The organism is Sporomusa sphaeroides DSM 2875 (assembly GCF_001941975.2).
Lineage (GTDB): Bacteria > Bacillota > Negativicutes > Sporomusales > Sporomusaceae > Sporomusa > Sporomusa sphaeroides.
The window spans coordinates 3131708-3155543 of record NZ_CP146991.1 but is presented as its reverse complement, the minus strand read 5'-3'; the positions used below and the strand labels follow the sequence as shown (position 1 = coordinate 3155543).

The 23836-nt window shown below is 45.7% G+C and carries 23 protein-coding genes; 20 read left to right on the top strand and 3 right to left on the bottom strand.

Annotation, left to right across the window (positions count from 1 at the left end; genetic code table 11):
- From SPSPH_RS14765 to SPSPH_RS14755, 3 genes are all read right to left on the bottom strand, one after another.
- On the bottom strand, positions 1-1515 hold the full coding sequence (locus SPSPH_RS14765; protein ID WP_075757467.1) for a bifunctional diguanylate cyclase/phosphohydrolase: 1515 nt from the start codon (positions 1513-1515) through the stop codon (positions 1-3).
- A 213-nt stretch (positions 1516-1728) separates the two neighbouring features.
- Positions 1729-2721: a biotin synthase BioB gene (bioB, locus tag SPSPH_RS14760; protein WP_075757590.1), complete on the bottom strand. Its 993-nt coding sequence runs from the start codon at positions 2719-2721 to the stop codon at positions 1729-1731.
- Positions 2722-3043: 322 nt separating this feature from the next.
- The gene (locus SPSPH_RS14755) at positions 3044-3769 is read right to left on the bottom strand and encodes a GntR family transcriptional regulator (protein WP_075757468.1); all 726 of its coding nucleotides are present in this window, start codon (positions 3767-3769) and stop codon (positions 3044-3046) included.
- A 386-nt stretch (positions 3770-4155) separates the two neighbouring features.
- Between SPSPH_RS14755 and SPSPH_RS14750 the strand changes: the two genes are divergently transcribed.
- The 20 genes from SPSPH_RS14750 (at position 4156) to SPSPH_RS14655 (ending at position 23807) form a co-directional block, all read left to right on the top strand.
- Positions 4156-5541 (top strand): aspartate aminotransferase family protein, encoded by a 1386-nt coding sequence (locus SPSPH_RS14750; RefSeq protein ID WP_075757469.1) that lies wholly within the window; start codon positions 4156-4158, stop codon positions 5539-5541.
- 49 nt (positions 5542-5590) lie between these two features.
- The gene (locus SPSPH_RS14745; protein WP_075757470.1) at positions 5591-6367 is read left to right on the top strand and encodes an ABC transporter permease; all 777 of its coding nucleotides are present in this window, start codon (positions 5591-5593) and stop codon (positions 6365-6367) included.
- An 18-nt stretch (positions 6368-6385) separates the two neighbouring features.
- Positions 6386-7420: an aliphatic sulfonate ABC transporter substrate-binding protein gene (locus tag SPSPH_RS14740; protein ID WP_075757471.1), complete on the top strand. Its 1035-nt coding sequence runs from the start codon at positions 6386-6388 to the stop codon at positions 7418-7420.
- 19 nt (positions 7421-7439) lie between these two features.
- Complete coding sequence (locus tag SPSPH_RS14735; protein ID WP_075757472.1) at positions 7440-8261, top strand: ABC transporter ATP-binding protein; 822 nt, start codon at positions 7440-7442, stop codon at positions 8259-8261.
- Between the two features lie 229 nt (positions 8262-8490).
- Positions 8491-10971 (top strand): (2S)-3-sulfopropanediol dehydratase, encoded by a 2481-nt coding sequence (gene hpsG, locus SPSPH_RS14730; protein WP_075757473.1) that lies wholly within the window; start codon positions 8491-8493, stop codon positions 10969-10971.
- Between the two features lie 11 nt (positions 10972-10982).
- Complete coding sequence (hpsH, locus tag SPSPH_RS14725) at positions 10983-11900, top strand: (2S)-3-sulfopropanediol dehydratase activating enzyme (protein ID WP_075757474.1); 918 nt, start codon at positions 10983-10985, stop codon at positions 11898-11900.
- A 177-nt stretch (positions 11901-12077) separates the two neighbouring features.
- Positions 12078-12851 (top strand): ABC transporter permease, encoded by a 774-nt coding sequence (locus tag SPSPH_RS14720; RefSeq protein ID WP_075757475.1) that lies wholly within the window; start codon positions 12078-12080, stop codon positions 12849-12851.
- 13 nt (positions 12852-12864) lie between these two features.
- Positions 12865-13656, top strand: a complete 792-nt coding sequence (locus tag SPSPH_RS14715) for an ABC transporter ATP-binding protein (protein WP_075757476.1) — start codon at positions 12865-12867, stop codon at positions 13654-13656.
- A gap of 100 nt (positions 13657-13756) precedes the next feature.
- The gene (locus SPSPH_RS14710) at positions 13757-14761 is read left to right on the top strand and encodes an ABC transporter substrate-binding protein (protein WP_075757477.1); all 1005 of its coding nucleotides are present in this window, start codon (positions 13757-13759) and stop codon (positions 14759-14761) included.
- Between the two features lie 47 nt (positions 14762-14808).
- The gene (locus SPSPH_RS14705) at positions 14809-15555 is read left to right on the top strand and encodes a carcinine hydrolase/isopenicillin-N N-acyltransferase family protein (protein WP_146196582.1); all 747 of its coding nucleotides are present in this window, start codon (positions 14809-14811) and stop codon (positions 15553-15555) included.
- Between the two features lie 10 nt (positions 15556-15565).
- Positions 15566-17443 (top strand): AMP-binding protein, encoded by a 1878-nt coding sequence (locus SPSPH_RS14700; protein WP_075757479.1) that lies wholly within the window; start codon positions 15566-15568, stop codon positions 17441-17443.
- Positions 17427-18599, top strand: coding sequence for a 2-oxoglutarate ferredoxin oxidoreductase subunit alpha (locus SPSPH_RS14695; protein ID WP_075757480.1), 1173 nt, complete (start codon positions 17427-17429; stop codon positions 18597-18599). Before SPSPH_RS14700 ends, SPSPH_RS14695 begins: the two co-directional genes overlap by 17 nt.
- Before the next feature lies 1 nt (position 18600).
- Entirely contained in the window at positions 18601-19434 is an 834-nt protein-coding gene (locus SPSPH_RS14690) for a thiamine pyrophosphate-dependent enzyme (RefSeq protein WP_075757481.1), read from the top strand.
- A gap of 1 nt (position 19435) precedes the next feature.
- On the top strand, positions 19436-19963 hold the full coding sequence (locus SPSPH_RS14685; protein ID WP_075757482.1) for a 2-oxoacid:acceptor oxidoreductase family protein: 528 nt from the start codon (positions 19436-19438) through the stop codon (positions 19961-19963).
- 32 nt (positions 19964-19995) lie between these two features.
- Entirely contained in the window at positions 19996-20214 is a 219-nt protein-coding gene (thiS, locus tag SPSPH_RS14680; protein WP_075757483.1) for a sulfur carrier protein ThiS, read from the top strand.
- Complete coding sequence (locus SPSPH_RS14675; RefSeq protein ID WP_075757484.1) at positions 20201-21013, top strand: HesA/MoeB/ThiF family protein; 813 nt, start codon at positions 20201-20203, stop codon at positions 21011-21013. The genes thiS and SPSPH_RS14675 overlap by 14 nt, the downstream gene beginning before the upstream one ends.
- Before the next feature lie 31 nt (positions 21014-21044).
- Entirely contained in the window at positions 21045-21470 is a 426-nt protein-coding gene (locus SPSPH_RS14670) for a M67 family metallopeptidase (RefSeq protein ID WP_198931006.1), read from the top strand.
- Positions 21471-21472: 2 nt separating this feature from the next.
- A complete protein-coding gene (locus tag SPSPH_RS14665) occupies positions 21473-22336 on the top strand; it encodes a 4Fe-4S binding protein (protein ID WP_075757486.1) in 864 nt (287 codons plus the stop codon).
- Positions 22336-22578, top strand: coding sequence for a sulfurtransferase TusA family protein (locus SPSPH_RS14660; RefSeq protein ID WP_223226195.1), 243 nt, complete (start codon positions 22336-22338; stop codon positions 22576-22578). The genes SPSPH_RS14665 and SPSPH_RS14660 overlap by 1 nt, the downstream gene beginning before the upstream one ends.
- Positions 22575-23807 (top strand): O-acetylhomoserine aminocarboxypropyltransferase/cysteine synthase family protein, encoded by a 1233-nt coding sequence (locus tag SPSPH_RS14655; protein WP_075757488.1) that lies wholly within the window; start codon positions 22575-22577, stop codon positions 23805-23807. Before SPSPH_RS14660 ends, SPSPH_RS14655 begins: the two co-directional genes overlap by 4 nt.
- The last annotated feature ends 29 nt before the right edge of the window (positions 23808-23836 follow it).

The window sequence follows — 23836 nt, the reverse complement described above, 5'->3', positions numbered from 1 at the left end:
CTAGATGACCGGATCAACTTGATTCACAATCAAGGCAATAAATAACTCTGTCAAAACTGGGTCAAACTGTTTTCCCGCATTGCGCCGCAGTTCCTGCAACGCCTCCTCATAACTCATAGCTTTATGATACGGCCGGTCATTGGTCATAGCGTCATAGGCATCTGCCAGGGCAAGTATCCGGCATTCAACCGGAATTTCCTCTCCCTGCAATTTCAGAGGATATCCTCCTCCGTTCCACCATTCGTGATGCCGCAGAATCAATTCGGCGATAGGCATCAACTCCGGTACCGCTTGGGCTATGCGGTATCCTATTTCGCAATGCTGCTGCATAATGCTATACTCTTCAGGCAATAACTTGGCAGGTTTGAATAAAATGGCGTCCGGTATGCCAACTTTACCAATATCGTGAAACTTCGAAAATAAACGCAGGTTCCTGCAACTCGCCTCCGACAAACCGACTTTTTGGGCCATCCATACAACAATGTCTTTCAGCCGCTCGCCATGCCCCTCGGTAATATAATCGCGAACTTCCAGAGCCGCGATAATTGCTTCAACGACAGCTTTTTTTTGCCATTCGCTATTACGCAGTTTCTCCCGATACATCAACCCGTCTGCTTCCATAAACAAGGCGTCAAACTTGCGGCTTGTTTCCGTTGGTATCGACCAGCCCACAGAAACACTGACCGGAAGATTATTATTGGCTTTGTTGTGTTCGGCGACAGTTTTATTGATCCGGGCACTGGCATGGGCAACAACTTCCGGCTCGGCATCACACACAATTACCGCGAACTCGTCGCCGCCGATACGCGCCACCACGTCAATACTACGAAAACAAGACCGGATTAGGTGGGCTACCGTCTTTATCAAGTCATCACCCGCCGGATGCCCCAAGGTGTCGTTAATAAACTTCAAGCCGTCGATGTCGCAGACAACGATCCCGGAGAAAGAGGCAGAAGTAGTATTGAGCCTCAATATCTCTCTTTCGAAATATCGTCGATTGTGCAGTCCTGTTAAGGAATCACGCAGGCTGAGAAACTCCCATGCTTCTTCCATTTGCTTTCGCTCGGTCAACCCTCTGATGATAATCAAAACCTCGTTCTTGCCGCTTGGAATAATCTGTGCCTCATAGTGGGCTTCATTACCGTTATGATCAAGTCGGTACTCATACCGTTGGATGCTGTGATTATCTACGGCCCGATCAATATAATGCAATAAGTTTCTGGCAATTTTGTCAGGCAGGATTTCGACAATCATTCTTCCGGCTAAATCAGTGGTCGGCAAATAATTGGGATGATCCGAGATATTTCTAAAATCCATGATGCCGCCCTTGCGGCTAACTATCAGCAGCAAATCGCGAACCGACCTCAGCAGGGCAGAATTTCTCGCTTTTATCCTACGCCAGTCGGTGATTAACTTTAGTGTTCGTTTCTTACAATAGTAAAGGAAGCCCCCGCACACGAACAGCATTGCGAACCCCACAACCACAAAAACTGTCTTAAGTTGATCAAAGCTCATGGTGCTTCCTCCTTGTACACGTTTAACCCGGCATAACTTCCTTGTTTAAGCCTTGCATGCGGCATTAACCAGAAAAATAAAAGGCCTAGGACAGAAAAAGTCTGTCCTAGGCCTTCAGCTATCTGATCAGCCGGAAATAATCGACAGTAAATTATTAATTATTATATATAACGTAGTAAATATTGTCAACAAACCATTCTGTTCTCTGCGTCCTTATGTGTGCTCTGAAATGGGTTTGAGTCCCAGGCTGTGAGCGGTGTTAAGGTCGGCAGCGGCTCCGCGTCCGGATGTCGTAAGGTAGTTGCCAATTAGCATGCCATTGATTCCGGAAAGAAACCCAAGCGGCACAAGTTCTCCCAAGGCTTTTTCGCGGCCGCCGGCATAGCGCAGGATTTTAGTAGGCAGGATGAGTCTGAAAATCGCAAAGGTTTGCAGCACTTCCAGTGGTTTAAGAGGGGGACGGTCTTCGAGGGCCGTTCCTTTAACAGGATTTAGGACATTAATGGGTATTGAGTCAACATCTAATTCTTTAAGTGCAAAAGCAAGTTCAAGACGCTGCTCCCAGGTTTCACCCAGGCCAATAATACCGCCAGAACAGGCTTCTAAGCCTTCTGCCTTAACATTCTTAATTGTTTCTACCCGTTCCTCATAGGTATGAGTTGTACAAATTTGCTCAAAAAAACTTTTGCTTGTTTCAAGGTTGTGGTGGTAACGGGTAATCCCTGCTGCTTTTAGCGACTTAACATGATCTGGAGCTAAAATACCCAATGAACAGCAGCGTTCCAGGCCTGTTTCGTGTCCAATACGCTGGATTGACTGGATAATTTTCTCGAAATCCGGGTCATGCTTCATGCCACAGCCGGCAGTCACAATGCAAAAGCGATACGCGCCATGGGATTCTGCAGTTTTTGCCGCTTGCAGAATCTGATCTTCGCTCATTAAAGAATAGCTGTCGAATTCTACATCATGGTGAGCGGACTGTGCGCAAAACTTGCAGTCCTCCGAACAACCCCCCGAACGGGCATTAACTATCTCGCAAGTGTCTATCTGATCACCAGTAAATCTTATGCGCACTTTATTGGCAATACCCAGTAAAATTGGGATATCAGCTTCGTCAATTTGCGTAAGCTGCAGTGCTTCCGCAAAGGTTAATTGTTCACCATTAAGAACTTTTCTGCCTAATGTAAAAATTAAATCATAACTCATATTTTTGCCTTCATTAGAACCCATTTGTTAGTCCCCCTTGTTTTGCATATCGTTAACCTGAAAAAAATAAAGAGTTTACCAACTAATTGCTATTTTATAGTGTTTAGGGTGGATTGTAAACCTATATAAAAAACATAGTTAACCATCCATGCCGAAATGTTGTTTTTATCTGATGACTAATTTGCGCTGGTGAACTTGTTTCAGCAAAGTTGAAACATTGGGGGGCAGGCCGAGTGTCTGCAAATGGCAAAAGGCCGGAAAGCAATAACAGCTTTCCGGCCTGCAGTTGTTCTGAACAGCCGGTTTGGAACTATCCTGGCGGTTAATTTTTTCTGCCGCGGGTTAAATTGATGCGGAAAGCGTACATATCACTGCGATAAATACTTTTTTCGTATTCAATAGGATTGCTATTATGATCCATTACCAAACGTTTGGACAAAAGCGCGCAACAGGGTTCTACAGTTAAAGCAAGCAGCCTTTTTTCTACGGCTGTCGGGATTATTGCGGCAATTGTTTGCTTGGCCTCCCAGAGGCTGACTCCAAGCTCGGTTTCTAAAATATCATAAGTAGAAACATTGTTTAAATCAAAGTTTGCCAATTTTTCCCCAATATCTAACGGGTAATACTGCGTTTCCAGGACAACCGGTGTATCATTGGCCAAGCGCAGCCTGATTGTCCGATATACTTGGTCAGTTTTAAAGATTGTGGCTGCATCTTGAGGGGCTTTTACCACTTCCTGGCTTAGAACCTGTATATTGGGGGTCATGCCCATTTCCTTGATGATTTCAAAGAAGGTACTTAAATTACCCAGCCATTCTTCGATAGGTCTGACAGCGACAAAGGTACCCAGACCCTGGCGCGATTCCAGGACACCCTCCTCAATTAAGCTGCGGATAGCACGTCGTATGGTAGCGCGGCTTACTGAAAACTTATTCATAAGATCATATTCCGGAGGGATTTTTTCAGTGTAAGTACCTTTTAAAATTTCGTTTCGTAAAATGTTTCGTACCTGTAAATGCAAGGGTATGGAATTTTTCTTATCTAACATAGAGCGGTATCCTTCCTTATTGGAGAAAGTAATTGTGTTATGCAAAAATATCGCTTGTTCTAGTATAACATTATACGGATGTATGGACAATTGTAAGGATAGTTTATTTAAATAACTATTGACAGTATATTACTGATATGGTATAAAGTATATAACTTAATAGTGAGCTGATCAGAATAACTGAAGGCGAAGATTAACATTCTGTACGGATGTGAGTCTTTGTCTTTTTATTTTAAAAAGACAATAGGACTTGCATTTATTACAAAGAGGAGGTGGCGGGATATAGTTGTACGTACATCATGATGTCTGTATAAATAGAAGCTATAATCCACGCTTGCGAGTGTGTATCCCATCAGGAAGTTAGCAACCGGAGGGAAGGGAATAAAATGAGCACAGATTTAGGCGGGTTTAGCCATGAAGAGTTGGCAAAAATTCACCGTGATCATTTGTGGCTGCATCTGACAAACCATAAGTTATTTGAAAAACAAGAGCCGCCGATAATGGTGGAAGGTCAGGGCGTTATTATCAAAGATGCCCTTGGCAAGGAATATATAGATGGTTTATCAGGCGGTGTCTGGGCCGTAAATGTAGGGTATGGAAGAGAATCTATAGTTAACGCTGTCTGCGAGCAGTTACGACGCTTGCCTTATTACGCCGGTTCAATGGCTACGCCGCCATATATTTTGCTGGCTCAAAAACTGGCTTCGTTACTGCCTAATCTGCCTAAAGTGTATATTTCAAACAGCGGTTCTGAGGCCAATGAAAAATCTTTTAAAATCGCCAGGCAATATTTCCGGGAAAAGTACCCTGATAAGGACAAATACAAGATTATATACCGGGACCGGGATTATCACGGCACAACATTAGCCGCGTTAGCCAGCAGCGGACAACGGGAGCGAAAAGCAAAATTTGGTCCGCTGCCTGAAGGTTTTGCCGAAATCCCGCATGCGCTTTGCTACCGGTGCCATTTTGGCAAAAGTTACCCCGGATGTAATCTTGAGTGTGCCCGCGCTCTTGAAACTGTAATCCAAAAAGAAGGGGAAGACAGTGTTGCTGCAGTTATTATCGAGCCGGTAACTGCCGGCGGCGGAATTATACCGCCTGTTGCTGAGTACTATTCGGTTATTCGGGAAATATGTAACCGGTATGAAGTGCTGCTCATCCTGGATGAGGTAGTTACAGGCTTTGCCAGAACCGGCTTGATGTTTGGTCATCAGCATTACGGGATAGATCCGGATATTATTACAATGGCCAAAGGTTTAGCCAGCGGCTATATGCCGATATCAGCGACTGTTGCCAGAAAAGGTATTTTTGATCAGTTTCTGGTTGAGGCAGAAGATGTAAGTGGTTATTTCCGGGATATCAGTACCTTCGGCGGCTGTGCCGGCTGCTCGGCGGCAGCCTTGGAGAACATTAAGATTATCGAAGAAGAAAAACTGGCGGAAAACAGTGCAGCAATGGGAAAATACTTAATTGACAATCTCAAGGAATTGGAAGAACTCCCGATTGTTGGTGATGTAAGGGGTAAAGGCCTGCTTGTGGGCGTCGAATTGGTGGAGGATAAGAAAACCAAGCGACCTTTGAGCGAGAAGCTTTTGGCACAGATTGTGGCCGATGCCAAAGCCGAAGGCGTTATTATCGGCAGAATGGTGCGCAGTGTTCCCGGACATAACAATGTGCTTTATACCGCGCCACCGCTTATTATAAACCGGGAAGGCATTGAAAAAATTGTCAATGCGTTTCGTGTTGCGCTGGGAAAACAAAAGCTTTAATTAAGAGGCAAATTGGAGACCGAGTTGTGAAGTTAGGGAGAGGAATGATATGGCAAAACGAATCAGAATTGAAAAAATATTGACAGTTAGTACAATAGCTTTTTTACTATTACTCTGGTTTATCGTAACCGAGCTGCATCTATTCTCTGATGTTTTAGTTCCTTCTCCTTACAAGGTAATAAAAAGTTTCATTGAAATTGCCCGGGATGGCTACAAGGAAAATAGCCTGCTTACCCATCTCGGTGATAGCATGTTGCGGCTGCTTGGCTCATTCTTTTTGGTGATAGTAACAGCTGTCCCTTTAGGGCTAATCAGCGGTTACAATTCCCGGGTGGCTGCTGTTATTGAGCCGATAATCGAATTTTACCGGCCCCTGCCGCCGTTAGCGTACTATACATTATTGGTTTTGTGGCTGGGAATTGATAACTCATCTAAAATTGCCTTATTGTATTTAGCAGGCTTTGCCCCGGCCTACATTGCGTGTGCATCCGGGGTAAAGAAAATAAGGACTGATTACATTGATGGCGCCTATACACTGGGAGCGAATAGCAGGCAGATTTTCTTTCATGTAATTTTTCCGGCATGTTTGCCAGATATCTTTATTGGGCTAAGAACGGCAATGGGTGTTGCCTACACGACGTTAGTTGCGGCAGAAATGGTGGCAGCAGTCACCGGTATAGGCTGGATGGTGCTGGATGCCAGCAAGTTTCTGAGAAGTGATATTATCTTTCTGGGTATTTTTATTATGGGTATTACGGGAATTCTTATCGACGGGGTTATCAGGTTTTTTGAACACAAGGTTGTACCCTGGAAAGGGAAAGAATAAAAGGGGAGAGATTTTTGTATGAGTAAAAAATTGATGAGGCTGCTGGCAATAGGTGGTTTAATTATGGCGTTAGCACTGCAATTAACCGGTTGCGGCAAGACTACTAAGGTCAGCAGTGCCCAAAAACCGGAAGCAATAACGATTGGTTTTCAGGATATACCCAATGATGAAATTGTAGCAAAAGTAAAAGGGTTTTATGAAACAGAACTGGGGGTAAAAGTCAACTTTAAAAAATTTGATTCAGGCCGGGATGTCAATAATGCGTTTGCCTCAAACAGCATTGATTTTGGTTTGCTGGGCACTACGCCTGCGGCTGTCGGAATAGCAAACGGACTTAATTATGAAGTCTTCTGGATTCATGATGTGATTGGTGCGGCAGAATCATTAGCGGTAAAGAATACAGCTAATGTAAACTCAGTAAAGGATCTGAAGGGGAAGCGGATAGCCGTTCCCTTTAGCTCAACAGCTCATTATAGTTTGTTAAATGCCCTGAAATTAGAGGGCGTAAGTCTGGCTGAAGTAAAAATTCTTGATATGCAGCCACCTGATATTCTTGCTGCATGGCAAAGAGGAGATATTGATGCTGCGTACGTTTGGAATCCGGTATTAGGAAAGCTGCTGGCAGATGGCAAGGTCATCACTGATAGCGGAAAACTGGCGGAAAAAGGCATAGTTACTGCCGATCTGGGGATTGTTAGCAAAAGTTTTGCCCAAAAATATCCTGACTTGGTAACCAAGTATATAAAAGTACAGCAAAAAGCCTACGAGCTCTATAAAAATAATCCGGATGATGCTGCAGCAGCGCTGGCAAAAGGCTTAAATATTGAAAAGGCGGAAGCTTTGAAACAGGCGAAAGAATTAATTTGGCTGTCTGCGCAGGAAGAAATCTCGGATAAATATTTTGGTTCGAGTGCTAAAAAGGGTAATTTGGCAAATGTTTTAAAAGCCACGGCTGATTTTCTGGTTGAGCAGAAAGCCATCGAAAAAGCCCCGGCACAGGACGTTTTTGAAAAAGCGATTAATCCTAAATATATTGAAAACGCCTTGAAGTAAAGACAGGAGGCTGGCTGTTATGGTTTTGGCTGCATGTGGTTGGGCTGATGCGCAGACAGATGTTGTGATTGCCTTGAACGAGGTTTATCTGACCTACAACTCGGATAATAATGTGAACGCACTTGAAAACATCAATCTGAATTTGCATGAAGGTGAATTTGTCTGTCTGCTTGGATCTTCCGGTTGCGGTAAAAGTACATTATTAAAAATTATTGCCGGCTTTATTACACCAACAGGCGGTACTGCTCTTATGGAAGGACAGCCAATAAAAGGCGCTGACTGGCACCGCGGAGTCGTTTTTCAGCAGCCACCCTTATATCCCTGGTTAACTGTAGAAGACAACATCAAGTTCGGACTAAAGATGCGCGGGGTGGCAGCTAATGAAAGCCAAAAGCGTACTGAAGAGTATTTGAGAAAAGTCGGTTTGCTTGAGTTTCGTAATAATAAACCGTATGAATTATCCGGGGGTATGAAACAACGGGTCGCCATTGCCAGGGCATTGGTTAATAGTCCCCGGGTATTATTAATGGATGAACCGTTTGGAGCATTAGATGCTTTAACACGCGAGCAGATGCAGACACTTATCCGAAATATCTGGTGGGAAACAAAATGCACGATTCTGTTTATTACCCATGACGTTGATGAAGCATTAGCCCTGGGAACCCGGGTAGTAGTCATGTCGAGGAGACCGGGAAAAATCATTAAAGAGATTAAAACCGACTTTACGTATTCTATCACCGGGGAGAATTCGAATCGAACACGTTACTCCACACGCTTTCAAATGACACGGGAAGAAATTCTGGATTTAATAAATAAACAAGATTTATGCTACAACATATGAAATACGCAAATTGATGAACGGTTTCTCTCTTATTGTCACAGCAGGATTTTACACAAAAAGTATTGACCGGATCTGTAAAATGTTGTAATGTAATAAATATACATCAGAGTTAAGCAATACAATTGAATGACCGGGCTGATCAGATAACTGAAGGCTAAATGTGCGATAGCAACGCATATTTGGCTTTTTTTGTTGTCTTTTAACTACACAAAACAGAGGGGTGTTATTCATGGGAGTCAGTAATGCTGTGTTGTCTCCGCAGGAGCAAAGAGTAAAGGAAGAATTGGCAGGTAAAATTAGTGCTTATGACAGGCAGCGGCCTTCTGAGATCTTTAATTCTTTTAAAGGAGCTCAGCCCAAAATCGATATCGAAAGAGCCAGGTTTTTTACCGAGTCATTTAAAACCACTGAGGGACAGCCGTTAATTCTCCGGTGGGCGAAGGCGCTTAAACATATTGCAGAAAACATTACTGTATATATTGATGATAAACAGCTGCTGGCCGGCCGTGCCGGCTGCCCGGGAAGATATGGTGTTATTTATCCGGAGCTGGACGGCTGCTTTTTAGAAAAAATGGCGGAAGAGTTGCCCAAACGAATAGAGTCTCCTTTTTATATTGCCGCTGAAGATATAGCCTATATCAAACAGGAGATTGCTCCTTACTGGCAGGGTAAAACCTTTTACGAAAATCTTGCGAAATCTCTGCCGGAAGATGTGTTAAGGGTAACTTACGACCCGGCAAATGTATCAAAGTCAAGATTTATTGTTAATGAAACAGCCACAATGCGCTCAGCACTGCAATGGGTTCACGACTTTGAAAAAGTGCTGACAAAAGGCTTTAAGGGTATTAAGCAGGAGGCAGAGGAGCAGCTTGCGGCGCTTGATCCATTTGATCCGAATGATGCTCTGGAGAAAAAACCTTTTCTTGAGGCTGTTATCCTGGTAGCAGAGGCTATTGTCATATGGGCCAGGCGGCATGCAAGACTGGCTGCCGAACTTGCCGCAACCGAAAATGATGAAATTCGGAAGCGCGAGCTGCTGGCAATCGCCGGCATATGCGAATGGGTGCCGGAGAATCCTGCCCGTACTTTTTATGAAGCGGTTCAAGCACAATGGTTTACGCAAATGTTTTCCCGCCTGGAGCAAAAGACAGGGGCTACCATATCAAATGGCAGAATGGATCAATACTTATATTCATTTTACCGGACCGATCTGACAGCAGGGCGGATTGATCGGGAAAGGGCCAAAGAACTATTAGAATGCATGTGGGTAGGAATGGCTCAGTACATTGATTTGTATGTCAGTCCGGCAGGTGCCTGCTTTAATGAGGCCTATGCGCACTGGGAAGCCGTCACCATTGGCGGCCAGGATGAAAATGGCCAGGATGCTACTAATGAATTAACCTATTTGTTTTTGGAATCAAAACGGGAGTTTCCCATTAACTATCCGGATTTAGCCGCAAGGGTTCATGCGCGTTCGCCGGAAAGATATCTTTATGAGATTGCTGAAACAATAAAGGATGGCTCAGGCTTTCCCAAACTGATCAATGACGAAGAAGTTATTCCCCTGCTGGTCGCAAAGGGAGCAAGCTTCAAAGAAGCCAATACCTATGCCGTTTCAGGCTGCACTGAGGTGAGAATGCCTAACAGGGATACCTATACCAGTCCCTGCGCGTATGTTAATATTGCTGCTGCCTTAGAGCTGGTTCTATATAACGGCAGAATGAAAATCTACCAGGATGAATTACTGACGCTGGAAACCGGAAATCCCGGGGATTTTGCAACCTGGGAAGAATTTTGGCAAGCCTATCTCACGCAGCAAACCAATTTGCTTAAGCAGGCATTTAAACAACAGGTAATTGCCAATCGGTTAAGGGAAAAACATTTCGCCGCACCCTTAGGCTCTGCGTTGCATGAGCAGTGCTTAAAGACCTGCAAGGACCTGCATTCAGAAAGAATTGACGGCGGCATCGATTTAGGCTACTTTGACATTATTGGCTATGCTACAGTGGTCGATTCGTTAGCGGCCATTAAAAAATATGTCTATGATGAGCAGCAGATAACCATTGATGAATTGATAACAGTACTTGCAGATGATTTTCAGGGACATGAAGACATAAGACAACTGCTGTTGAATGCCCCACGGTTTGGGAATAATGACCCTGCCGCTGATGCTATTGCCCAAAATATCGATTTGGAGGCGCTGCGCTTTACTCACAAGTATTCTAAAGCGATCGGTGTAAGTCTTGATGTGCGCTATGTGCCGGTTACTTCGCATGTGCCTTTCGGCAAAGTTGTCGGCGCTACCGCAAACGGCAGAAAAGCCGGGTCGGCTCTTTCTGACGGATCCTCTGCTTCCCATGGCGCCGACGTAAACGGGCCTACTGCTGTGCTCATGTCAAATGCCAATTCTAAGAATCTGGGGTTCCAGGAGCGGGCCTCCAGGCTGTTGAATATAAAGATAAGTCCGTCCTGCGTGCAAGGCGAAGCTGGAACACAAAAAATCATTTCCCTTATCCGCAGTTGGTGTGACTTAAAGCTGTGGCATTTACAGTTTAATATTATTAACAAAGAAACTTTGCTGGCGGCTCAGCAAGAGCCTGACAAATACCGGAATCTGCTCGTGCGGGTGGCCGGATACAGTGCGTATTTCATTGATCTTTCCCCGGATCTGCAGAATGATGTCATTGCCAGAACCGAGCATAGTTTCTAGGAGGACCACCCATGGAACCCACTAATAAACAGGCAGGATATGTCTTTAATATTCAGCAATTCTCGGTGCATGACGGACCAGGAATAAGAACAATTGTATTTCTAAAAGGTTGTCCGTTGCGGTGCCGCTGGTGCAGTAATCCGGAATCCCAGGAGAGTAAGCCTGAACTGGCCTATAATCCAAACAAATGTATCGGCATTGCTGCCTGCGGCAGATGTCTCAAGGCTTGCCCCCACAATGCCTTGCTCCCGGGTGAGGATGACAAGCCGGTTGTTGCCAGGGCAGCCTGCCAAAAGTGTTTTTCGTGTGTACAGGTATGTCCTGCAACCGCCTTACACATATTTGGGCAAGTAATGACGGTGGATGATATTTTGGCGGTAGTGGAACGCGACAATATTTTTTTCTCCAGGTCAGGCGGCGGGTTGACAGTAAGCGGCGGAGAACCTTTGCTGCAGGCGGATTTTGTGCTTGAACTGCTGGCACAGGCCCGGCGCAGGCGGCTCAATACTACGATAGAAACCAGTGGTTATGCCGCATGGCCGATACTGGAGAAAGCCTGCCGCTGCCTAAATACTTTGATCTATGATATAAAGTGTTTGGATGCAAATAAACATCAGGAACAGACCAAACAAAGCAATGCTGTTATTCTTGAAAATTTTATCAAAGTGACAGCAGCTTTCCCTAATTTGCCCATATTGGTGAGAACCCCGGTAATTCCCGGCTTTAATGACTCGGAAGAAGATATTAAAGCTATAATGAACTTTATCTGCGGCAAACCTAATGTTCGCTATGAACTGCTGCCTTATCACCGTTTGGGACAGCCAAAATATGAGTATGTAGGCAAAGAATATCATCTGGATACTGTAACTTTGCCTAAAGAACAATTTGAGCGGTTGAACACGGTAAAAAATGCTTTTTATAATCCATAATTATTCAAATTTACCTATGTCAACATATTTCATATTGACAGTTGTCTAATGGTACTGTATACTAATTTACATACATTGGCTGATCAGAGAACTGAAGGCTAAGAATTCTTCTTGAATTCTTGGCCTTTATTTTTTTTGCTTAAAACATAAATTTGAGAAGAAAGGGGGGAACAATCAATGAAAAAATTCATTCTATGGATTAGAGAAAACTATCTTGCATTAGTGGCACCTATTTTGATTTTGGCTATTTGGGAGGCCGCCGGTCAATTGGGGTTGATTCGGGCCACCCTTTTACCAAAGCCTTCCGCCATTGCTGTTGTACTGGTCGAAGTATTATCTTCCGGGGAATTGCTTAGTAATTTGGGAGTCAGTATTTTGCGGGTTGCCCAAGGCTTCATTATTGGGGCAGGCCTTGGTATTTTAGTGGGTGTTCAGGTTGCACTGTCCAGGAAACTGCAGACAGCAGTAAGCCTGATTTTTGGAGTTCTCAGACCTATTCCGGTTATTGCCTGGATTCCGGTACTTATATTATGGATGGGGATTGATGAAGGCTCAAAAATTACCGTAATTGCCATTGGCAGCTTCTGGACGGTATTGGTCAGTGTCATAGAAGGAATCAAAAATGTGGATAAAAAGTTCTTAGAAGTAGCTACCATTCTGGAAAAAGATCATATCACGCTGTTAACCAAGGTCATTTTACCTGCAGCTTTACCGGCAATTTTTACCGGCGTCCGGGTCGGTATTGATGTAGCCTGGCGCAGTGTAGTGGCAGCTGAACTTATTGCAGCGGCATCGGGTATTGGTTATATGATCATGTATGCCAGGGAATTATCGCAAATTGATGTGGTACTAGTAGGGGTACTTTCCATTGGCTTTACCGGTATTATCATTGAACAATTATTGCAATTGCTCGAAAAGCGTTTGCTGCGCTGGAATGTAAACATTCACTAAAGGGGGTGAGCAAATGAGCCTGACATCAATAGAACCACAACCGCTTATTATCAATAATTTGAATAAGACATTCCAAATTGCGGGTAAGCCGGTGGACGTTTTGAAGGATATCAATCTAACGGTAGAGCCCGGGGAATTTATCAGCATCATTGGTCCCAGTGGCTGCGGTAAAAGTACGCTTCTCAGGCTTGTTGTCGGGTTGGAACGGGGATTTTCAGGAGAAATTCGGCTGGGTGAGGATTGGATTGAAGGGCCGGGACTAAACCGGGGGATGGTTTTCCAGGAAGCACGGCTGTACCCCTGGCTGACGGTTGAAGAGAATGTGCTGTTTGGTTTAGGTAAAGAGGAAAACAAGCAAGACAAACAGCGGATTGTCCAGGAACACCTGGAATTAGTGGGTTTAGCGGGATTTGCCAAAGCGTATCCGCATCAATTGTCAGGAGGCATGCAGCAGCGGGTCAGTATAGCCAGAGCATTAGTCAACCGGCCACAGGTTTTATTGCTTGATGAGCCCTTCGGTGCACTGGATGCCATGACGCGCATTACGATGCAGCAAGAGATTATCCGTATCTGGGGAGCAGAAAAGACCACAATTCTGCTGGTAACCCATGATATTGACGAGGCTATCTTTTTGGGAGACCGGGTCGTTGTAATGTCTAAGCTGCCTGCTACCGCAAAATCGATTATTCCTGTAGACTTACCTCGGCCGCGTGACCGGAACAGCTATGAATTTGTAAAAATCCGCAAGCAGATTTACACTGAATTTTTTTCGGATGTTGAATTGCCGTTTGCTTATAGTATTTAAACGACAATTTCTAAGTTTGGAACAGAAGGAGCTGACAGCTAAAAACAAGAGTAATTACCAGTATGACTTACATAGTTAACTAATTAAAGGGGATGAGAAGATGCAAAAGAAAAAGCTGACTTTGTTAATCCTGGTCTTATTTGTAATTGGGGTTTTGGCGGCAGGCTGCGGCGGAAATGATACGAAGACGGCGGCGGGAACTGATAAAAAGGCGGAGAAACCGCAAGAAATTCATGTTGCCTACCAGAATTCAAGCATAATCATTTTATTGGCTAAAGCCAAAGGCCTGTACGACGAAGAATTTGCCAAAGACGGAATAGCTGTAAAATATGATATGTATCTGTCCGGACCACCGATGATAGAAGCCTTTGCCGGCGGTCGTGCCGATTTTGCCCACACCGGTGATATGCCGCCTGTATCGGCAAAGTCGGCTGGTGTGGATATCAAAGTAATTAGCCGTGCCGGTTATACTCCCGGGGGTAATGCGTTATTAATTCGTCCTGATTCGCCGTATAAGTCGGTTAACGACCTGAAGGGGAAAAAGATAGCCGTGCAGGTTGGCTCAAGCGCCCATCATTTCTTAATTCTTCTGCTGAAGAAAAATGGCTTGAACATTAATGATGTTAATATTGTTAATCTGCCGGCAAGTGATCATCAGGCAGCATTGGAAACTAAAAACGTGGATGCAGTGGCAACCTGGGAACCGTGGAATTCTGTGTTAGAGAATGCCAACGCCGGGAAAATCCTGGAAGATTCTTCAAGTGGGGTTAAACGTTATATCGGTGTATTCCTGGCGCGGAATGAGTTTGCGCAAAAATATCCGGACATTACAGAACGTGTTCTCAAAGTGAACGAGAAGGCTGCTGCCTTCATCAAAAGTAATCCGGATGAAGCCTTGGAGTTAATTTCGAAAGAAAGCAAGCTTCCTGTATCAGCTATTTCACGAATTGTAAAAAGCTCTGATTGGGATTCCAAAATAGTTCAAGAGGATATTGATGCCCTTCAACAGGTAAAAGACTTCCTCAAAGAAACCAAAGTACTCAAGAAGGATTACGACATTAAGGAATTGTTTGACGATCGTTACTATAAAAAGATTAGACAGTAAGGCATAAATTATTAATAAGAATATTCTATGTCAAACGGGGTGAGCTTGTGTGCACGTTAGGAGCCATATACGGAAAGTTTTTGTTTAAGAACCGGGACATGGAACCAGGTGCAGGCATTACCGAAGATTTGCTTCATGGTCATGGCCGCTACCGCTATATTGGGGTGGCTGGCCATGCCAGTCCGTTAGAACGCGGATTGAATAGCGGCATTAATGAGGCCGGTGTAGCTGTTGCTATGACTTTCGCAGATTATATGCCGCTGCCTGAAGCACTTAAACGCAAGACTCCACGGGGAGTACTTGTTGAAAACATCTTGCAAAATGCCGGTCATTTAGAGGCTGCTTTGCAGATTGCCGGAAACTTCTTGATAAATACCCCCTTAGTAGGCGGCAATTTGGTAATAATGACTCCTGACGGCGGAGCTGTCATTGAACAGCTATATCCTAAATATGCTGTTGAACGCATAATACAGAATATTACTGTGAGAACCAATCATTTTTTAAATCTAAAGACCGATGAAAAACTCGCGGTAAACAAAGCAAATTCCCAAACGCGTTTTGCCCGGTTTACCCGGCTGTCAGTTTCACCAGATTTACGGGAACCAAGTTCGGAAGAGTTTTCGGTAGAAAGAATCAAAGCGATACTGGCTGATCATGAGGAACCACATCCTATCTGCCGGCATGGCGGGGATGCGCAAACAGTATCTGCCGCAATTTATGACATTGATAAACGGACAATCCATTATGCTTACGGTAATCCCTGCAGGCAGACTTTTACGCAGTATACCGTATAGGGGTGAGAATATGAGTTTTGAAACCTTGGCTCAACTGCTTACGTATCGCGCTTTACATGACAGCGAGCGCATTTTTATATCTGTGCCTGAGCAAGGGAAGGACTTAACTTATGGAGCATTTTATCTGGCAGCGCAAAAATTGGCACAACAGTTAACCCGGCAAGGTTTGCAAAAGGGTGGGCGGGCAGCGCTGATCTTAGAAAATGGAGCAAACTGGGTCATAGCATTCTGGGGTGTTCTTTTGGCCGGAGGGGTTGTCGTCCCGCTGAATCCCCGGTTTACACCAGCGGAAATTTCAGGCTTGCTGGATCAGGCAAAAACCCAATTAATTATTGCAAACCATGAGGGGGCAAACGCATTGCCCCCCGACTTATTACCGGGAAGCAATAGCTGGCAGCAAACGAGTATTGATGGAAACGAAGAAATTTATATTACTGTTTTGGAACAGCCCCGCAGAGCTGTAGTACACGAAAGTCAGCCAAGCTCTGCTGATGAGGCTCTGCTGCTTTTTACATCCGGCTCCACCGGAGTGCCCAAAGGTGTTGTCTTGAGCCATGGCAACTTGCTGGCTGAAGCCGGTTATATCGGGCAGGGGCACCAATTGACAGCAGCGGACATTGTATTGTGCATTTTGCCTTTTTTTCATATCAATGGATTGGTTATTACCATGATTACCCCGGTTTTTACCGGTGGGAGAGCTGTCATACCGCACAAATTCAGCGCCGGCAGGTTTTGGGAGTTGGTGAATCAGTATCAGGTGACCTGGTTTAGTGCTGTTCCTACCATTTTGTCGATATTGCTTTCTAAGGCTGAAACTATAACTGCCCGGACAACGAGCCTGCGGTTCGCACGTTCGGCCTCCTCGTCACTGCCGGTGGCAATTTTGCAGGAATTTGAAAAGCGGTATGGTGTGCCGGTGATTGAAGCCTATGGATTATCGGAGGCAGGCAGTCAGGTGGCCACTAATCCGCTGCCGCCCGGAGTCAGGAAAGCCGGTTCAGTCGGATTGCCTGTGGGAAACAAAATTCAAGTGGTTGATGAGCTGGGCAATCCGGTTGCTGCCGGCAGAGCGGGAGAAGTCATTCTCCAGGGGGCCAATGTTACAAAAGGATATCTCGACAATCTGCAGGCCAGCCGGGAAAGTTTTCAAAACGGCTGGTTTTATACCGGGGATTTAGGTTATTTTGATGAAGAAGGCTATCTCTTTTTGACAGGCAGAAAAAAAGAATTGATCAACCGGGCCGGAGAAAAGATTTCACCGCGGGAAGTGGATGAAATCCTATACCAACTGGCGGAGATTGAGCTAGCCGCTGCCGTGGGTGTGCCTGACGATTTATTTGGTGAGGAAATCGTAGCTTTTGTACAGTTAAGGCCAGGATTTCAATTAAATGCAGAAAGAGTTCTGAAACATTGCAAAGCATATTTGGCTGATTTCAAAATACCGAAGCAGATTCTATTTATTGAGGATTTCCCCAAAGGAGCAAATGGGAAAATTCAGCGGCGCAGACTCGCCGGGCTTTATAGCCGGCTTACGGCAGCTTCTGCCGCAGAGGCAGGGAATGAGGACGCCGCTGTGTCTCAGTACCGGCAGAAACCGTCGAGAAAGGAGCTATCAGCTATTATGGACTGCCAACAGCAACAAATCAAAAAATATAAGGTAGAGGTCGATGGACAAGGTTGCAAAGATTGTGGCTATTGCATCGAAGTGTGCCCCTGCGGAGTTTTTACCCAAGCCGATTATTTCAATGATAAGGGATATCGGCCGGTATTGGCTAAAGCTTCCGCTGCATGTATCGGTTGCCGGCGCTGTTTCTTTGCGTGCCCGGATTTTTCCATCAGTATAGATGAACAACCGGCAAAGGAGGATTATAGTGAAAAGAGTATTTGACACAGGCAATGCAGCTATTACGGAAGCAGCCATTTTTGCCGGTTGCAAGGTATTTGCAGGATATCCGATCACGCCGGCCACAGAAATTGCTGAAAATATGTCCCGGCGCCTGCCGCAGATAGGCGGCTATTATGTTCAGGCGGAAGACGAGTTATCTGCACTGCATATGTGCATCGGTGCTTCCTTGGGCGGGCTAAAAGCGATGACATCAACATCCGGCCCCGGCTATGTTTTGTATGCTGATCCATATGGCTGGGCTTTGGGCAGTGAAATTCCGGTGGTGGTGGTAAATGCCCAGCGTGTCGGTCCGGTAAGCGGAATTACGGGGGCGCCGGGTCAAGGTGAGTTCTATCTCAGCCGTTATCCGACCCATGGGGGAAATTTTGAGAGTATTGTATTGGCACCGAACAGTGTACAGGAAGCATTTTCACTGACGGTAGAGGCTTTTTATCTTGCCGAACGGTTTAGGATGCCGGTTACCGTGTTGGCAGATCAAATTGTTACCGATGGCTGGGAAACCCTTCTAATACCCGATACCGAGGCAGAAGCCCGGGAAATGGGACTTAGGGTGGTGCCCCGCCAAATTAATTACGGGCCTGAATTTTATCCGGCAACCGATGAAATTGATGTTCCGCCTGTCGTCCTGGGCCATAATACCGGCGCCGCCTGCTCGGACTGGACGCCTACGGCCGAAGGGTTTGATACCGAAGAAGTGGAATGGCAGCATAAGCATGCCTATCGCTTAATTTATAAAGTACGAAACCATAAAGATATTATTACTCGTTACGAGGAAATTGACACAGATGATAATCCGGACGTAATTCTTGTAGCCTATGGCAGTCCTTCGCGTGTAGTAAAAAGTGCAGTGAAAGCGGCCAGGGAACAAGGGTTGAAAGTGGGTGGCATTCGTTTGGTTTCCATATGGCCTTTTCCTGATGAAGCCTTCAGCCGGAATGCTAAGTATCTGTCTGTGGAGCTTAATTATGACGGTCAGCTGGTGCGGGAAGTTCAGCGATCAGCTCAGAAGGGCAGTGAGGTGCATTTTTTAGGAAGATGCGGCGAGCTGCCCAAGGTGGCGGAATTAGTGGAAGCAGCCCGGAACTTGCTTCAGAACCGGCCGCTGGCGAGCATAAAATGGCAGCGGGAGGCTTGGTAGCATGGACTATTTAGCAACAAAATACCTGAAGTCGAAAAAAATACCGAGTACCGCCTGCAGCGGCTGCGGCCTGGGGCAGGTTCATAAAAAAATACTCCTGGCTATTGATGAACTGGCACTTACAACCGGCGACATTGTATGGGGAACAGGCATTGGCTGTGCCGGGCGGCAGACGTTCAACACCTGGAAAGGGGATAATTTTGCCGGTACTCACGGGCGGGTATATGCCATCGCCACCGGGCTGCGGCTGGCGCTGCCGCCTGAGAAAAAGATAATAATCACAGCCGGTGATGGTGATGCCTTTGGCATTGGCTTGTTACACCTGCTGCATTGTGTGCGAAGAAATGTAGATATGACTGTCATTGTAGCCGATAATTTTGGCTATCAGTCGACTGGCGGCCAGTATGGCTACACCACCCCTAAGGGTTCGGTAACAGACAGCAGTCCTTATGGCATGCAGGATCCCAACTGGGTACAGGACGGACGGGATATTCTGGAGGTTTTGCGGGCAGCCGGTGCCGGCTTTTTAGCCAGACATACCAGTGTTGAAGGCCAGAATGCAGTAGAAAGTATCAAGAGGGCTATTCAATATAAGGGTTTTTCTTTGGTACACATAGCTTATCCGTGTATAACCAACTATGCCGGCAAAGCCTTGGGCTCACGCAAGCCGGTTATAGCTTACCGGTGGCTGAAAGAGCGGACCAATCCTGATCCGGAACAAAATATCGAGGGAATTGCCTTTACAACAGGCATCTATCATCAGGCTGCCATAGAGCGTCCGGAGTTTTCGGAGCAAATGAGAAAATTTACAGCGGCTGTGCGCAGGGAGGGGTAACATGAACCGAACAGAAATATTGGTCAGCGGTTTTGGGGGGCAGGGCGTTGTTCTGCTTGGCCAGATTCTCAGTACCGCTGCAGTCTATGAAGAACTGTTCACTACTATGCTGATAAGCCATGGGACCGAAACCAGAGGCGGTTATGTCCGCAGTCAAATTGTGCTGTCAGGTTCACCCATTGACAGTCCTGTAGTAGAAACCCCGGACTATTTTTGTGCAATGTCAAAATCGGCCTATACCAAATTTGGTTCCTTAGTACAGCATGGTACCATTATTTTTGATCCGGGATACATCGAGCCGATTCAGGGAGCAGGTGTTCAGCATAGCCCGCTTCCGGCCAGGGATATTGCCGTAAAAGAATTAGGACGGGAGATTTTCGCCAATATTATTTTTCTTGGCAGGCTGGGACAACAATTGCAGGGGGCGATCAGTAAGGAGAATTTTCTGAAGGCGCTGGCGGCAAGGATTCCTAAACTCATTGAACAAAATAGCCGGGCGTTTGAACTAGGCTATACTTTTGGAATATAGGGACAGTGCGATTATACAAGGAGGCAGCAGCTATGAAGATCAAAATAAATGGTGAAGATGCAGTGGTTGAAGAAAAAATCAGTATACAGCGATTGCTGGAAACGCAAAAAGTCGAAATGGCGAACTATGTAACCGTACAGCTTAATGATGAAATTGTTGACCGGGATGGGTTCGAAAGTACCTTGCTGCATGAAGGCGATGTTGTTGAATTTCTGTATTTCATGGGAGGCGGTGCGCATGGACTTTACTAATGAGCAGCTGGAACGGTATTCGCGCCATATCATCCTAAAACAGGTGGGAGTAAAGGGACAAAAAAAATTACTGGGTGGCAAGGTGCTTATCATCGGCACCGGCGGCCTGGGCGCGCCGGCAGCGGTTTTTTTAGCCGCCGCGGGAACCGGCACTATTGGCTTGGTGGATTTTGATGCGGTTGAGCTGTCTAATTTGCAGCGGCAAATCATCCATCAGACCAAGGATATTGGCAAACCCAAAGTTATCTCCGGCAAGGAGACCATTGAGGAAATGAATCCTGACGTTAAGGTTGTTACTTATCAGGAATGGGTTAATTCCGGCAACATTATCGATATTATCAGGGATCAGGATTATGATTTCATCATTGACGGCACTGATAATTTTCCGGCTAAATTTTTGATTAACGATGCCTGTGTTTTGGCAAAGAAACCATTTTCTCATGCCGGTATTATCCGTTTTGAGGGGCAAACCTTAACCTATGTTCCCGGTCAGGGCCCCTGTTATCGCTGTATTTTCAATAATCCGCCGCCGCCCGATGCTGTGCCTACCTGCAAACAGGCCGGGGTGCTGGGGGTAATGGGCGGCATCATCGGAACGATTCAGGCAACAGAAGCAATTAAATATATTCTCGGGGTAGGCGAACTTCTTACAGGGCAGCTGCTGACATATGATGCATTACATATGAACTTTAGAAAAATTAAACTGCCATATAACGAAAAATGTCAGGTGTGCGGTAAAACCCCCTGTATTACCGGGTTAATTGACTACGAGCAAGCAGTGTGTGAAGTAAAAAAGTAAGAAAAACGCGGAATTTGATGCTAGGGTGGTTGTGTTGATTATTTTACAAAAGCAAGATTACAAAAAAATTGTCCGGCAGGCGCTGGAGCAGCTTCCGGTGGAAGCTTGCGGACTGTTGGGCGGAACGATAGACGAAAACGGCAATAGCGTTGTAAAGGGAATTTATCCGCTGACCAATATGGATAATAGTCCGGAACATTTTTCCATGGATCCGAAAGAACAGTTTGCCGCCGTTAAAGATATGCGCAAACAAGGGTGGAGCATGCTGGGCAATTACCACAGCCATCCGGTGTCGCCTGCCCGCCCTTCGGCAGAAGATAAACGCTTAGCTTTTGATCCTAAGGTCAGTTATTTTATTATTTCTCTGCTGGAACGTGAGCAGCCGGTATTAAAGAGCTTCCGGATACAACAAGGTCTGGTTGCTGAAGAAGAAATAAAAATAATCGGGGAGGAATAACTATGGCACAGGTAGATTATAAAGCATTAAAAAAAGGCGGTTTCATGCGCCAGATTCAAAAAGATAGATTTTCCTTGCGGCTAAGAATCGTCGGCGGGCAGATTAAAGCCGGGCAGTTGAAAAAGGTGTATGAGATTGCTGAACAGTACGGGCAGGGCTATGTTCATATGACCTCGCGCCAAAGCATAGAAATTCCATTTGTCAAACTGGAAGATATTGAAGTGATAAAAAAAGAGTTACATGAAGCCGGGCTGCAGCCGGGAGCCTGCGGACCCAGAGTACGGACCATTACGGCCTGTCAGGGATCAGCTGTTTGTCCAAGCGGCAATATTGACACGGCTGCCCTGGCGCAGGAATTTGACAAGCGGTATTACGCCCGGGAACTGCCCCACAAATTTAAACTGGGCATTACCGGCTGTTCTAATAACTGCCTAAAGGCGGAAGAAAATGATCTGGGAGTAAAAGGCGGTATCTTGCCTATTTGGCAAGACAGCAAATGTACTTTTTGCGGATTGTGCGAAGCAGTCTGTCCGGCTAAAGCCATTGCGGTCGCCAAAGAAGAACGAAAACTTGAGTTTAAGCAAGCTGCCTGTACTTATTGCGGCAAATGCAATAAATCCTGCCCGGTAGACGCCTGGGACGGAAAGAGCGGCTTTATCGTTTCTTTCGGCGGTTTGTTTGGCAACCGGATCGCTATCGGCAAACAGACTATACCCATTGTGTTTGAAGAAGATAAGCTCCACGTGATTGTGGAAACCGCTTTGCAGTTTTTTGCAGATAACGGCAAACCCAGCGAACGTTTTCGCAATACTCTTGACCGGGTTGGCTGGGATGCATTCCAGATAAAACTGAAGGAGGTATTATAGTGGGCAAAGCAGATGCTTTTGTTGATATTACTGATGTCGTCTGTCCGATGACCTTTGTCAAGGTGAAAGTGGCACTGGAAGAACTTGAGGACGGCCAGCTGCTGGCGATAAAAATGAATGAAGGCGAGCCTATTGGCAATGTTCCGCGCAGCCTTAAGGAAGAAGGGCATAAGGTACATCAGGTGGACAAGAACGGGGACGCAACCTATACGGTGATAGTGGAGAAGGGCGGGTTAGAATGAAATTCAATACCTCGCTGCTGCATAGTGCTCATGCGCCTGAAGAAAAAAACGGGGCTACCTTAACTCCCATATATCAGTCATCTGCTTTTGCTCATCAGACGGCAGAGGATTTAGAGGCTGTATTTAATGGGAAAAAACCAGGTTTTGTATATACTCGCCTTAATAATCCCAGTATTGATTCCTTTGAACAACGGGTTGCCGCCTTAGAGAGCGGAATTGGCGCTATAGCCTGTGCTTCGGGGATGGCGGCTGTCACCCTGGCTATTTTGAATCTTGTTAAAAGCGGGGACGAGGTTGTGGCCAGCAGTGGTATTTTCGGCGGCACTACTTCCTTATTCCATTGCCTTGAGGAATTTAATATTACCACACAGTATGCAGCTGATAACAGGATAGAAAGCTTTGCCGCCTGCATCTCGCCCAGGACAAAAGTTATTTTCATCGAGACCATTGGCAATCCCAAGCTGGATGTGCCCGATATTGCCGCGCTGGCAGAGCTTGCTCATCAGCATGAGATTCTTCTGGTTGTTGATAATACTGTTACGACACCATTTTTGGTTAAGCCGATTAAGTTAGGTGCAGATGTTGTTATTCATTCCACTTCGAAATATATAAACGGCAGCGGCAATTCAATTGGCGGCATTATTATCGACAGCGGTAAACGCAAATGGAATTATGATAAGTTTCCGGCATTTAAAGAGTACGAAAAATTTGGCCGGTTTGCCTATTTAGCCAAATTGCGCAAAGGAATATTTAAAGATTTCGGGGCCTGTATGTCACCTTTTAATGCGTATTTGACCAGTATTGGCATGGAGACTCTTGGGCTTAGAATGGAACGTGCTTGTGAAACTGCTTATAAACTGGCTGTCAGTTTGCGCTCTTGTGCCAAGGTGAAAACGGTAAATTATCCCGGGCTGGAAGACAGTCCGTATTACCAGGTGGCGAAAGCACAGTTCAACGGTAAATTCGGGGCGATGTTAACGATCCGGGTCGGAACCAAGGACAATGCTTTTGCAGTGATCAACAGCCTGACATATGCGGCAAATCTTGCGAATATCGGAGATACGCGCACACTGGTTATCCATCCGGCGTCTACCATTTATGCTACAAGTCAGGAAGCGGAAAAGATTAACGCCGGCGCCTATGATGATTTGATCCGGATTAGTGTGGGCTTAGAGGACTTTGAAGACTTAGAAGCGGATTTTCAGCAGGCATTGGGCAAGTTGGAATAGCTTTGGCGCTAAACAGTAAAAACCCTAGC

Bases quoted from the DNA above. Each gene is read 5' to 3' on its own strand.
- bioB (WP_075757590.1), bottom strand. From the start codon at position 2,721: ATGAGTTATGATTTAATTTTTACATTAGGCAGAAAAGTTCTTAATGGT.
- hpsG (WP_075757473.1), top strand. From the start codon at position 8,491: ATGGGAGTCAGTAATGCTGTGTTGTCTCCGCAGGAGCAAAGAGTAAAG.
- SPSPH_RS14715 (WP_075757476.1), top strand. From the start codon at position 12,865: ATGAGCCTGACATCAATAGAACCACAACCGCTTATTATCAATAATTTG.
- SPSPH_RS14750 (WP_075757469.1), top strand. From the start codon at position 4,156: ATGAGCACAGATTTAGGCGGGTTTAGCCATGAAGAGTTGGCAAAAATT.
- SPSPH_RS14675 (WP_075757484.1), top strand. From the start codon at position 20,201: ATGGACTTTACTAATGAGCAGCTGGAACGGTATTCGCGCCATATCATC.
- SPSPH_RS14740 (WP_075757471.1), top strand. From the start codon at position 6,386: ATGAGTAAAAAATTGATGAGGCTGCTGGCAATAGGTGGTTTAATTATG.
- SPSPH_RS14755 (WP_075757468.1), bottom strand. From the start codon at position 3,769: ATGTTAGATAAGAAAAATTCCATACCCTTGCATTTACAGGTACGAAAC.
- SPSPH_RS14665 (WP_075757486.1), top strand. From the start codon at position 21,473: ATGGCACAGGTAGATTATAAAGCATTAAAAAAAGGCGGTTTCATGCGC.
- SPSPH_RS14735 (WP_075757472.1), top strand. From the start codon at position 7,440: ATGGTTTTGGCTGCATGTGGTTGGGCTGATGCGCAGACAGATGTTGTG.
- SPSPH_RS14720 (WP_075757475.1), top strand. From the start codon at position 12,078: ATGAAAAAATTCATTCTATGGATTAGAGAAAACTATCTTGCATTAGTG.
- SPSPH_RS14745 (WP_075757470.1), top strand. From the start codon at position 5,591: ATGGCAAAACGAATCAGAATTGAAAAAATATTGACAGTTAGTACAATA.
- SPSPH_RS14685 (WP_075757482.1), top strand. From the start codon at position 19,436: ATGAACCGAACAGAAATATTGGTCAGCGGTTTTGGGGGGCAGGGCGTT.
- hpsH (WP_075757474.1), top strand. From the start codon at position 10,983: ATGGAACCCACTAATAAACAGGCAGGATATGTCTTTAATATTCAGCAA.
- SPSPH_RS14700 (WP_075757479.1), top strand. From the start codon at position 15,566: ATGAGTTTTGAAACCTTGGCTCAACTGCTTACGTATCGCGCTTTACAT.
- SPSPH_RS14710 (WP_075757477.1), top strand. From the start codon at position 13,757: ATGCAAAAGAAAAAGCTGACTTTGTTAATCCTGGTCTTATTTGTAATT.
- SPSPH_RS14765 (WP_075757467.1), bottom strand. From the start codon at position 1,515: ATGAGCTTTGATCAACTTAAGACAGTTTTTGTGGTTGTGGGGTTCGCA.
- thiS (WP_075757483.1), top strand. From the start codon at position 19,996: ATGAAGATCAAAATAAATGGTGAAGATGCAGTGGTTGAAGAAAAAATC.
- SPSPH_RS14655 (WP_075757488.1), top strand. From the start codon at position 22,575: ATGAAATTCAATACCTCGCTGCTGCATAGTGCTCATGCGCCTGAAGAA.
- SPSPH_RS14690 (WP_075757481.1), top strand. From the start codon at position 18,601: ATGGACTATTTAGCAACAAAATACCTGAAGTCGAAAAAAATACCGAGT.